Here is a 12,317-nt window from a genome sequence, read left to right as displayed (position 1 = left end):
ACCGTTGCCGCTACCGCCTGATCCTCCCGTTTCTCATCCCTCATTACTCACTTACGCCAGGCGGCCGATAACCGGGAATTTATCGAATACGTTGGGGGTGTGTGGAGCGTCGTGGTCCAGCTCTTTGGTGAGGTCCTGGCCGGCCCAGTGCTCGTAGTGGTTGCCCCGCTTCCAGAGGCGGGAGCGGCTCACATCATACACCAACCCCCGGTAGGCCACCCAGATTTCGTCCCGATCCTGCCCGTTGCGCAAAGCCAGCTGGCCCCTGGTATACGTTACTGGTTGCGGGTTGCCAGTGGCTGGTTGAGGCAGAATAGCAGAGGAGGCCGCCTCCGTTACACCTTCGTTGGCAGCGTCGGGTTTGGCGTCTTCCGCAAAGGAATCAGCAGGCGAAATCGGCGTTTGCATACACATCAACTAGAAACCAGAAACAAGCAACCAGAAACTCAACTCTTACCCCAGCAGCGCCTGTGTCAGAATCCAGCGGTGCGGCAGGTCGCCTTGGGCGGCGTGCAGGTAATCCTGGTAGCTGCAGGGTACAATGCGTTTCACATTGCCCGCCAGGTTTACCACTTCCATCCACCACCGGTCCGTCTGTTGCGACTTATAGAACACAATCCGGTCAGGTCCTTCCTCCGCGGACTCATCCAAAGGGCTGTAATCGGGCGGACCGTGCAGGCCCGCCGCGTACCGGATAAAGCTGGGTCCGCGAAAATCGGTTTCGCGGCGGCGGTGGTAGTAGCCTTCCACAAAATACCAGAGCATAGTGGCCAGCACCATAGCCGCCAGCCCATGGGTGTCATAGTCGGGGCGGTAGCCGTATAATCCGAAGGAGGAAAGCTGGTCGTTGCAGCCGGCGTACCAGGCCAGTTTGGCGGCCTCCTCATTAGTAAGCCCGAACGGGTTGGCTGGATAGTAGCCGGGTGCATCGTTCCAGCGCAGGGCCGTAATATCCACGCTCACAAAATCGGCCTGGCGCAGCAGAGGCTCGGCCTGCCGGATATCATCACGCACTTGGCCTACCCGCAGCGTTTCAAAATGCAGCTTTTCCAGGGCCGTCAGCACATCGGGGGCTACTAGATACTGCTGATGCGCCAGTTGAGCGAAATTGAACAGAAAGCTGGGCTCGTGCAGCAGCATCCGGCGCAGGTGGCTGTCCTCAGGCGTAGCGCTATCCGGCTCGGCCATGTCCACGCGGGCATCAATTGCCGCAAAACTGATAGGTCGTTCCAGCGTTTCGTAGGCCAGAAACTGCCCGTAGTCAAGGTCGTGTGAGCCTCCCAGCAGCAGTGGTACGGTGTTGTGCTCCAGCAGGGCCGCAATAATTTCGCGCAGGCGCTGGTAGGTGTCTTCCAGCGTGAGGCCAGGCCGCAGGTTGCCCAAATCCACCAGCCGGCAAGGCCCCGAGCCCTTCTGCAGCTGATACAGGCAGGTGCGCACGGCATCGGCACCGTGTTGAGCCGGCGGGCCCGCGGCGCTGCCTCTCCATTCATCCAGCCCGATAAGCGCCAAATCGGCTGCTCGCCAATCCGGAAATGTATCCAGGAAGGGCGTAACGTAGCTTGCCAGCGTAGTAGAAGCGGATGCGGAAGAAACCAGCTCCTCGGTGAGCGGGTCAAAAAAGATGGCCAGATTCATCGTGCGCGGCGGGTGCGTACTCCGACAAAGCTACGCAAAACCCTGCCATGGCCCTACCCTCATTTAATTCCCGGATAGCGCTTTCCCGCGAAAAAAATAGTTATTTAAGCTGCCGTTCCCGCTGTCGGTCTTTTTGTTTGCCCGTATCAGGAGTGGCAATGCCCTTTCTCTCTGGTTCCCTATCCCACCAAGTGCCCCCGTTTCACATGGATATTCGTCGTACGTTCGACATTCTGCCTCACCTGCAGCAGAAGTACAATAAGCCCGACTGTTTCGCTGCCAAACTCGACGGCCGATACACGCCCATCAGCACCGATGCCGTTGTCGAGAAGGTCAACCAGGTAAGCCTGGGACTGCGCAGCCTCGGCATTGGCAAGGACGACAAGGTGGCTATTATTGCCATGAACCGTCCGGAGTGGATGTTCGCCGATTTTGGTATTGCCCAGCTGGGAGCCACCAGTGTGCCCATGTACCCCAGCATCACGGTGGAGGATTATAAGTACATCTTCCAGGATGCCGGCGTAAAGGCCGTATTTGTGTCGGATAAGAAGCTGTTCGATAAAGTACAGGAAGCGACGCAGGGGTTGAATATTCCGGCCGCAAACGTCTTCACCTTCGATAAGGTGGAAGGAGCCCGTCATTTCGATGAGCTGCTGGAGCTAGGCAAGAAAGGCAGCCCCGCCGACCTGGAGCCCCTGAAAGCCGCCGTGCAGCCCGACGACCTGCTCACGCTGATTTATACCTCGGGTACTACCGGGCAGCCCAAGGGCGTAATGCTTACCCACAACAACCTGCTCAGCAACTGCCGCAATTCCCAGCGCTTCGTGCCCGTGTCCAAAGAAGACAAGGCCCTGAGCTTCCTGCCGCTCTGCCACATTTTTGAGCGCATGGTTACCCACCTCTACCTCATCAACGGTGTAAGCATCTATTACGCCGAGAGTATGGAAACCATTGCCGACAACCTGCGCGAGGTAAAGCCTGAAATCTTCACCACCGTACCGCGGCTGCTGGAGAAGGTGTATGATAAAATCGTTGCTAAGGGCCACGAGCAGACCGGCGTCAAGAAAAGTCTGTTTTTCTGGGCCCTGGACCTGGGCCTCAAGTACGACAACCAGAAAGACCACGGCTTTTTCTATAACACCCAGCTGGCCATGGCCAACAAGCTCATTTTCAGTAAATGGCGGGAGGCCCTGGGCGGCAACCTGCGCTGCATCGTGAGCGGTGGCGGGGCGTTGCAGCCCCGGCTGGCGCGGGTATTCTGGGCCGGCGGTATCCGCGTAATGGAGGGCTACGGCCTCACCGAAACGTCCCCCGTAATTGCCGTGGGCGGCTACGAGCCCGAAAACAACATGATTGGCACCGTGGGCCCCATTATTGACAACACCGAGGTGAAAATTGCCGCTGATGGCGAAATCCTCACCAAATCGGAATCGGTGATGAAGGGATACTACAATAAGCCTGAACTAACGGCCAAGGAATTTGACGAAGAAGGCTGGTTTCATACCGGCGACATTGGGGAGTTGGTGGATGGCCGCTTCCTCAAAATCACCGACCGTAAAAAGGAAATGTTCAAGACCTCCGGCGGCAAATACATTGCCCCGCAGGTTATCGAAGGCAAGCTGAAGGAGTCGCCGCTGGTGGAGCAGTGCATGGTGGTTGGCGACGGGCAAAAATTCCCTTCCGCGCTGGTTATCCCTTCCTTCGACGACCTGAAAGGCTGGTGCAAGCGCAATGGCGTCGACTGCAACTGCTCCAACGAGGACCTGGTGAAAAATGAGAAAGTGGTAAAGATGTACGAAGACCTCGTGCACAAGTATAACAACGGCTTTGCGCAGTGGGAGCAGGTCAAGAAAATTGCGTTGCTTCCCAGTCTCTGGACCGTGGAAACCGGCGAAATGACCCCTACCATGAAGGTGAAGCGCAAGGTCATCACTGAAAATAATAAGGATATCATCGAGGGTCTTTATCATCAGGACGGCCAGCGCTAATACCAAAAGAGGCTCTACTACACCAGCAGTAGAGCCTCTTTTTTTCTGAACTCCACAACCGTCCACATACCGGTGCCAACAGGCAAACGGTCAGATGCCGCAGCCAGGAGCCACAGTTGAGTCCGGACGGGTTGGCATAGGCAAGGGTACCATTGGCAGCCGACCGGTTTCAGCTAAGGTGCGAGAGGAAGCCAAAACTTTTTTTGGGCAACATAGTATGCAAGCATAACAGTTTTCTGTATGTTTACCGGACTTGCAGTACCTCTCCATGACTCCCGAAGAAACCGTCGATTATAATATCAAAGTTGCCTGGCATGCCATTTCGCGCATGTACAATACGCAGGCCGCCAAGCACGACATCACCACGAGCATTGGGTTCGTGCTACTGAACATCGACCAGGAAAACGGCACCCCGGCTACTAAAATAGCTCCCTTGCTGGGTCTGGAAACCCGCTCCCTGACGCGCATTCTGCGCAGCATGGAGGAAAAGGGCCTTATCTATAAACAGGCCGACACTCAGGACAAACGCTCAGTGCGCATCTTCCTGACCGAAGAAGGCCTAAAGAAAAAAGAGGTTTCCCGCCAAACGGTGCGCCACTTCAACCTGAAAGTGCGCGAGAAAATCCCGCAGAACGAGTTGAACGTGTTTTTTAAGGTTGTCAGCCAGATTACCGGCATGATTGAGAGCAAAACGCTTTTCGACGATTTTAAGCTGAAACCCCTGCGCTCCGAGTCGCCGGCCTAGCCGGGCGGCCCGGAGTTTTTTATGGGCTGACCTTCTGGTAAGAGGGCCACCTGTTTGCCCAAGAACTCGGCATGACGACTAGTTAAGGCTTATGGCCAGCAACTGGTAACTGATAACTAATAACTCATTTTCCCACCTCATTCCTCCCCAAGAATGAACCGTACCATCAAAAAAGTAGCCGTACTAGGCTCCGGGGTGATGGGCTCGCGCATTGCGTGCCATTTCGCCAACATCGGTGTGCAGGTGCTGCTGCTCGACATTGCGCCCAAGGAGCTGCTGCCCGCCGAAGAGGCCAAAGGCCTGAAGCTGGACAACCCGGCCGTGAAGAACCGCATCGTGAACAGCTCCTTGCAGGCGGCCGTGGCGGCCAACCCCTCGCCGCTGTACCGCAAGCAGGATGTGAGCCGCATCAAGACCGGTAACTTTGATGATAACCTCAAGGACATTGCCGGCTGCGACTGGACGATTGAGGTGGTAGTGGAACGTCTCGACATCAAAAAGAGCCTGTTTGAGCGCGTAGAGCAGTTCCGCAAGCCCGGCACGCTCATCACCTCGAACACCTCCGGTATTCCGATTCACATGATGACGGAAGGCCGCTCTGACGACTTCCGCAAGCACTTCTGCGGCACGCACTTCTTCAACCCGCCCCGCTACCTGAAGCTGCTCGAAATCATCCCGACGCCGGAAACCGACAAGTCGGTGGTGGATTTCCTGATGCACTACGGCGACCTGTACTTGGGCAAAACCACCGTACTGGCCAAGGATACTCCGGCTTTCATTGCCAACCGCGTGGGCGTATTCGCCATCATGGACGTGGTGCAGGTGATGAGCGAGCTGGGTTTGACGGTGGAGGAAGTGGACAAGCTGACCGGCCCGGTTATCGGCCACGCCAAGTCGGCCACGTTCCGCACTTCCGACGTGGTGGGTTTGGATACGATGATCAATGTGGCCAACGGCCTCGCCCAGAACCTGCCCAACGACGAAGCCAAGCACGTGTTCCAACTGCCCGACTTCATCAAGAAGATGGCCGAGAACAAGTGGCTGGGCGACAAAACCGCTCAGGGCTTCTACAAGAAAGTGAAGGGCGCCGGCGGCAAGTCGGAAATCCAGGCCCTCGACCTGAACACGCTGGAATACAAGCCCAGCCAGAAGGTGAAGTTTGCCACTCTGGAAGCCACCAAGCCGATTGAAAAGCTGGCGGACCGCTTCAAGGTGCTGGCCGCCGGCAAAGACAAGGCCGGGGACTTCTACCGCAAGACCTTCGCCGGCCTGTTTGCCTACGTGAGCAACCGGATTCCGGAAATCACCGACTCGCTCTACAAGATTGACGACGCCCTGCGTGCCGGCTTCGGCTGGGACCTGGGCCCCTTCGAAACCTGGGATGCCCTGGGCGTGCAGAAGGCCCTGGAGCTGGCCAAGGCCGAAGGCAAAACCGTAGCGCCATGGGTAGAGGAAATGGTAGCCGCCGGCCACACCGCCTTCTACAAAGTGAGCGAAGCGGGCGTGAAGCAGTTCTACGACATCGAGTCGAAGAGCTACCAGACCATTCCGGGCATGGAGAACTTCATTATTCTGGATAACCTGCGCGCCACGGGCAAAGTGCTGTGGAAAAATGCCGGGGCCTCGGTGCTCGACATGGGCGACGGTATCCTGAACGTGGAGTTCCACTCGAAAATGAACGCGCTGGGTTCCGACGTCATCCAGGGCCTGCTGAAAGGCGTGGAGCTGGCTGAAAAGGACTTCCGCGGCCTCGTAGTGGGCAACGACGCGCCGAACTTCTCAGCCGGCGCCAACCTGGGCCTGGTGTACATGTTTGCGCTGGATCAGGAGTACGACGAGCTGAACCTGATGATTGCCCAGTTCCAGCAGGCCATGATGCGGATGCGCTACAGCAGCATTCCGGTGGTAGGCGCGCCCCACGGCCTGGCTCTGGGCGGCGGCTGCGAGCTGAACCTGCACTGCGACCGGGTGGTAGCGGCGGCCGAAACCTACATGGGCCTCGTGGAATTCGGCGTGGGCCTGATTCCGGGCGGCGGCGGCACCAAGGAAATGACCCTGCGCACCGCCCTCAAGTACGAGGAAGGCGAGCCAGAGTACAACCTGCTGCGCAACGCCTTCATGACGGTGAGCACCGCTAAGGTCTCTACCTCGGCCCACGAAGCCTTCGACCTGGGCTTCCTGCGCCGCGGCGACGAAGTGGTGGTTAACTCCAACCGCGTACTGGCCCAGGCCAAAGCCGCCGCCATTGAGCTGGCCGAGGATGGCTACACCCAGCCCGTGCAGAAAACCAACATCAAGGTGCAGGGCAAAGGCGCCCTGGGCATGTTCCTGACCGGCGTACACGCCATGAAGGAAGGCCGCTACATCTCCGACCACGACGTGAAGATTGCCAACAAGCTGGCCTACATCATGTGCGGCGGCGACCTGAGCAGCCCCACCGAAGTATCGGAGCAGTACTTGCTGGACCTGGAGCGCGAAGCCTTCCTCAGCCTCACCGGCGAGCGGAAAACGCTGGAACGGATTCAGTCGATTCTGACGACCGGCAAACCATTGAGAAACTAGAGCTAAAAACTAGTTCCCCTCCTTGGAAAGGAGGGGCTAGGGGTGGTTGAATGACGTCAGAACAATACTAGAGCTAGTTCTAAATACTGTTCTACCAGCCATCAACCACCCCCAACCCCTCCTTTCCAAGGAGGGGAGCTAGCCCACCTCAACTTCTCCACCTTCTCTAAGACTCAACACCATGAACGCATATATCGTAGCCGGCTACCGTACGGCCGTTGGCAAGGCCAACCGTGGCGGTTTCCGCTTCACCCGCCCCGATGACCTCGCCGCCGACGTCATCAAGCACCTGGTGGCCTCGGTGCCCCAGCTGGACCCCACCCGCATCGACGACGTGATTGTGGGCAACGCCGTACCGGAGGCCGAGCAGGGCCTGCAGATGGGTCGCCTGATTTCGTTGCTGGCTTTGCCGATGAACGTATCGGGCCTCATCGTGAACCGCTACTGCGGCTCCGGCGTGGAAACCATTGCCATGGCCGCTGGTAAAATTGCTGCTGGTATGGCCGACTGCATCGTGGCCGGTGGTACCGAAAGCATGAGCCTGGTGCCTACCGTGGGCTGGAAAACCGTGCCCAACTACAAGCTCGCCCAGCAGCACCCCGACTATTACCTCGGCATGGGCCTCACCGCCGAAGCCGTGGCTCAGGACTACGGCATCACCCGCGAAGACCAGGACCAGTTTGCCTACAACTCGCACCAGAAGGCCATCAAAGCCATTCAGGAAGGCAAGTTCAAAGAGCAGATTGTGCCCGTAACAGTGGAGGAAACCTACCTCGACCAAGCCACCGGCAAGAAGAAAAACCGCTCGTTCGTGGTGGACACCGACGAAGGCCCCCGCGCTGATACGTCGATGGAGGCGCTGGGCAAGCTGCGCCCCGTGTTTGCCGCCAACGGCTCGGTAACGGCCGGTAACTCCTCCCAGACTTCCGACGGTGCTGCTTTCGTCATTGTGATGTCGGAGCGCATGGTGAAGGAGCTGAACCTGGAGCCGATTGCCCGCATGGTGACCTACGCCACCGAAGGTATCGATCCGCGCATCATGGGCATGGGTCCCATCAAGGCCGTGCCGAAGGCGCTGCGCCAGGCCGGTATGAAGCTCCAGGACATCGACCTGTTCGAGCTGAACGAGGCCTTCGCCTCCCAGAGCCTCGCCGTAATGCGCGAGCTGGACATGGACCAGAGCAAAGTGAACGTGAACGGCGGCGCTATTGCCCTCGGCCACCCGCTGGGCTGCTCCGGTGCCAAGCTCAGCATCCAGCTGTTCCACGAGCTGCGCGCCCGGGGTCAGAAGTACGGCATGGTAACCGCCTGCGTAGGCGGCGGCCAGGGCGTAGCTGGCATCTACGAGTTGCTGAAGTAGCAATGTAGCATACGCTTTAGCTTGTGCCGTGGGCGGCCCGAAGCCCAGCTTCGGACGGAAAACTCAGCCGCTCACGGCACAAGCTAAAGTTTCTGTGACTGATTTGTCATCCTGAGCGGAGCGAAGGACCTTATCACGCCAGAACGAATCGTTACAACGCGACAAGGTCCTTCGCTCCGCTCAGGATGACAGATGGTTGACAAAGATTTCCCCGCTGATCCGGGGTTTTCTTTTCGTGAACTAGTCGGCAAGCATAACAAATTTTTGTATCTTTCGGTACGACAAAACAACGGGGCTTACTTGCCGGTAAATAGTAGGTAAGCCGAGTAGTTTCTCTTCTTTTTGACTTCGAATTTTCCCACATCAACCCTCACCCGGTCATGGAAGTAACCAACCAACTTGTGAAAGGCGGCGAGTTTATCATCAAGGAAACCGACGCCCAGGACGTATTCACGCCCGCCGATTTTTCGGAGGAGCAGAACATGATGCACCAGACCGCTCTCGACTTCGTGGAGAAGGAGGTGACGCCGCTGCTGGAGCGCCTCGATAACCACGAGGAAGGCCTCATGCGCAGCCTGATGGAAAAGGCCGGCGAGCTGGGTTTGTTCGGCGTGAGCATTCCCGAGCAGTACGGCGGGTTGGACATGGACTTCCCCACGTCGCTGCGCGTGACGGAGGGTGTGGGCGGTGGCCACTCGTTCCCGGTAGCCTTCGCGGCCCACACGGGTATTGCCATGCTGCCCATTCTGTACTTCGGCAACGAGGAGCAGAAAGCCAAGTACCTGCCCGGCCTGACCTCCGGCGAGCTGATGGGCGCCTACTGCCTCACTGAGCCTGGCTCCGGTTCCGACGCCCTGGGCGCCAAAACCAAAGCCATGCCCACCGAGGACGGCGAGCATTACGTGCTCAACGGCCAGAAAATGTGGATTACCAACGGTGGTTTCGCCGACGTATTTATCGTGTTTGCCCAGGTGGACGGTGACAAGTTCACCGGCTTCATTGTGGAGAAAAACACGCCCGGCCTGAGCCTCGGCAACGAGGAGCACAAGATGGGCATTAAGGGTTCCTCGACCCGCCAGGTGTTCCTCTCCGACGTGAAAGTGCCGAAATCGGCGGTGCTGGGCGAGATTGGCAAAGGCCACCTCATTGCCTTCAACATCCTGAACATCGGCCGCATCAAGCTGGCTGCCGCTTGCCTGGGTGCTACCAAAATGGCTTCCACGCTGAGCGTGAAGTACGCCAACGAGCGGGTGCAGTTCAAGCTGCCCATCAGCAAGTTCGGCGCTATCAAGTACAAGCTGGCCCAGCAGGCCGTGCGGATCTACGCCGTGGAATCGGCTATTTACCGCGCCGGCATGGACATCTACCGCATGGAGCAGGAGCTGCTCAGCAAAGGCCAGAGCCACAACGAGGCCCTGCTGGGTGCCGCCCGCGAGTTTGCCGTGGAGTGCGCTCTGCTGAAAGTGGAAGGCTCGGAAGTGCTTGATTACGTGGTGGACGAAGGCGTGCAGATCTACGGTGGCTACGGCTTCTCAGCCGACTACCCGATGGACCGCGCTTACCGGGACTCGCGTATCAACCGCATCTTCGAGGGCACCAACGAAATCAACCGCATGCTGCTCGTGGACATGATCCTGAAAAAGGGTCTAAAAGGCGAGCTGGACCTGATGGGCCCTGCCCAGGCCGTGCAGCAGGAGCTGATGGCTATTCCGGACTTCAACCTGGAAGAAGAAACCGGTCTGTTCGCCGCCGAGAAGAAAACCATTCAGAAGCTGAAGAAGGCCATCCTGATGGTAGCCGGTACGGCCGTGCAGAAGTACATGAACTCGCTCGCCAAAGAGCAGGAAGTACTAATGAACATTGCTGATATGGCTATCAAGGTGTACACCGCTGAAAGCACCCTGCTGCGCGTGGAGAAGGAAGCCGCCGCTAAAGGCGAAGAGGCCGTTTCGACGCAAATCGACATTGCCCGCGTGTACCTCTACGACACCGTGGACCAGGTGAACAAGTTCGGCAAAGACGCCATCGGCACCATGACCGAAGGCGACGAGCAGCGCCTGCTGGCCATGGGCCTGAAGCGCTTCACTAAGTCGGACCTCTACAACGCCAAGGAAGCTCGTCGCCGCATAGCCGACAAGCTGATTGCCGCCAACGAGTACGCCTACTAAATCACGGATTTAGCCGGATTCATCGGATTTCGCGGATGTTGCAGGCGGTGCTGGCAGGCGCTTTCTGCACGCCGTGAAAAACCTGAGAAACCGCAAGCCGCTCCCGGTTCGGGGGCGGCTTGCTGCGTTTTCGAGCCGAGGGCATTGAACGGTGTAGAGACGCGACACTTCGCGTCTCGCTGTTGCTGATGTTGTTAGAAATGTAGGCCTCCAGTCGTCCAACGACGAGACGCAAGGTATTGCGTCTCTACCCCGTTCAGGTTTCAAAAACACGGCGGGCACAACGCCAAAGGCCGGGCTGCCGTTTGCAGGTACATCTCCCACCTTCAACTCTATACACCTATGGCCAACGAACAGGTACAGGGTAAAGACTTTTACGAGAGCGTGCTGCGGTTTTACGACCACGCAGCCAGCTTCTCCAAGCTCGACCCCGGCATCATCGCCCAGATCCGGGCCTGCAATAGCATCTACAAGGTCAACTTCCCGGTGGAAGTGGACGGCCACGTGCAGGTGTTCGAGGGCATCCGGGTGCAGCACAGCCACCACAAGCTGCCTAGCAAGGGCGGCATCCGCTACAGTGTGTACGTGGATGAGGAGGAGGTAATGGCCCTGGCAACCCTGATGACCTTCAAGTGTGCCTTGGTGGATGTGCCGTTCGGCGGCGCGAAAGGTGGCGTGAAAATCAACCCGCGCACTACGCCCGTCAACATCCTGGAGCGCGTGACGCGGCGCTATGCCACGGAGCTGATTAAAAAGAATCTCATCGGCCCCGGCATGGACGTGCCAGCCCCCGACTACGGCACCGGCAGCCGCGAAATGGCCTGGATTGCCGATACCTACCAGACCTTCAAGTACGGCGACACCAACGCCCTGGGCTGCGTAACCGGCAAGCCGGTAGGGCAGGGGGGCATCCGGGGGCGGACCGAGGCCACGGGCCTGGGCGTGTTCTATGGCCTGCGCGAGTTGCTATTGGACGAGCCGATGCTGGCCAAAGTGGGCCTGAGCAGCGGCGTGGCCGGCAAGCGCATCATCGTGCAGGGGCTGGGCAACGTGGGCTACTACGCGGCCAAGTTCTGCCAGGAAGCCGGCGCCCTCATCATCGGCATTGCCGAGCGGGAAGGTGGCATCTATAAGGAAACCGGCCTGGACGTGGAAGCTGTTTTCCGGCACCGACAGAACGGCGGTTCCCTGCTGGGCTTCGCCGGAGCCGAGGACGTGGCCGAGTCGCTGGACCTGCTGGAGCGGGAGTGCGACGTGCTGATTCCGGCTGCCTTGGAAAACCAGATTCACGAAGGCAACGCCGACCGTATCAAGGCCAAAATTATTGCCGAAGGCGCCAACGGCCCCACCACCCAGGCCGCCGAGAAAATTCTGCTGGAAAAGGGTGTCATTATCCTGCCCGACCTCTACCTCAACGCCGGCGGCGTAACGGTATCGTACTTTGAGTGGCTGAAAAACCTATCAAACGTGCGCTTCGGGCGCATGGGCAAGCGGGCCGAGGAAGGGGCTATGCGCCGGCTGGTGGAAACCATTGAGCGCACCACCGGCAAAACCATCAGCCCCCAAGAGCGCCAGCTCATCGTGCACGGTGCCGACGAAATCGACCTCGTGCATTCCGGCCTCGAAGACACCATGATTACCGCTTACCAGTCCATCCGCAAGGTGATGGACGACGTGGAGGGCATCACCGATCTGCGCACCGCCGCCTTCTACAGCGCCATCGAAAAGATAGGTGTCAGCTACCAGTCGCTGGGTATTTTCCCGTAACAAATGTAGGTGTTGGCAAGCTCAGTATGACGCAATACAGTAAACAGGCTGCTCCTGCACTCAGAAGCAGCCTGTTTACTTTAAATTCT

Annotated in this window: 8 protein-coding genes; 6 read left to right on the top strand and 2 right to left on the bottom strand. The window is 58.3% G+C overall.

Annotation, left to right across the window (positions count from 1 at the left end; all coding sequences use genetic code 11):
- Nucleotides 1-51: 51 nt before the first annotated feature.
- Entirely contained in the window at nucleotides 52-312 is a 261-nt protein-coding gene (locus tag EI290_RS14805) for a cytochrome b5 domain-containing protein (protein WP_246008970.1), read from the bottom strand.
- A 141-nt stretch (nucleotides 313-453) separates the two neighbouring features.
- The gene (locus EI290_RS14800) at nucleotides 454-1,638 is read right to left on the bottom strand and encodes a formimidoylglutamase (protein WP_125431975.1); all 1,185 of its coding nucleotides are present in this window, start codon (nucleotides 1,636-1,638) and stop codon (nucleotides 454-456) included.
- A 206-nt stretch (nucleotides 1,639-1,844) separates the two neighbouring features.
- On the opposite strand from EI290_RS14800, the gene EI290_RS14795 reads away from it, so the two are divergent.
- The 6 genes from EI290_RS14795 to EI290_RS14770 all read left to right on the top strand — a co-directional run bounded on the left by EI290_RS14795 (nucleotide 1,845) and on the right by EI290_RS14770 (nucleotide 12,228).
- Nucleotides 1,845-3,626 carry an AMP-dependent synthetase/ligase gene (locus EI290_RS14795; protein ID WP_125431973.1) on the top strand — a complete coding sequence of 594 codons (1,782 nt, stop codon included), beginning with the start codon at nucleotides 1,845-1,847 and terminating at the stop codon, nucleotides 3,624-3,626.
- A gap of 268 nt (nucleotides 3,627-3,894) precedes the next feature.
- A complete protein-coding gene (locus EI290_RS14790; RefSeq protein WP_125431971.1) occupies nucleotides 3,895-4,371 on the top strand; it encodes a MarR family winged helix-turn-helix transcriptional regulator in 477 nt (158 codons plus the stop codon).
- Nucleotides 4,372-4,524: 153 nt separating this feature from the next.
- On the top strand, nucleotides 4,525-6,933 hold the full coding sequence (locus tag EI290_RS14785) for a 3-hydroxyacyl-CoA dehydrogenase/enoyl-CoA hydratase family protein (protein WP_125431969.1): 2,409 nt from the start codon (nucleotides 4,525-4,527) through the stop codon (nucleotides 6,931-6,933).
- A gap of 181 nt (nucleotides 6,934-7,114) precedes the next feature.
- Nucleotides 7,115-8,293, top strand: a complete 1,179-nt coding sequence (locus tag EI290_RS14780; protein WP_125419172.1) for an acetyl-CoA C-acyltransferase — start codon at nucleotides 7,115-7,117, stop codon at nucleotides 8,291-8,293.
- Nucleotides 8,294-8,673: 380 nt separating this feature from the next.
- Nucleotides 8,674-10,461, top strand: a complete 1,788-nt coding sequence (locus tag EI290_RS14775; protein ID WP_125431967.1) for an acyl-CoA dehydrogenase family protein — start codon at nucleotides 8,674-8,676, stop codon at nucleotides 10,459-10,461.
- A 342-nt stretch (nucleotides 10,462-10,803) separates the two neighbouring features.
- Nucleotides 10,804-12,228 carry a Glu/Leu/Phe/Val family dehydrogenase gene (locus tag EI290_RS14770; RefSeq protein WP_125431965.1) on the top strand — a complete coding sequence of 475 codons (1,425 nt, stop codon included), beginning with the start codon at nucleotides 10,804-10,806 and terminating at the stop codon, nucleotides 12,226-12,228.
- Nucleotides 12,229-12,317: the final 89 nt, after the last annotated feature.

Origin of the sequence: Hymenobacter metallilatus, assembly GCF_003944705.1 — a bacterium.
Classification (GTDB): Bacteria; Bacteroidota; Bacteroidia; order Cytophagales; family Hymenobacteraceae; genus Hymenobacter; species Hymenobacter metallilatus.
This window is presented reverse-complemented; position numbering and strand designations above follow the sequence as displayed.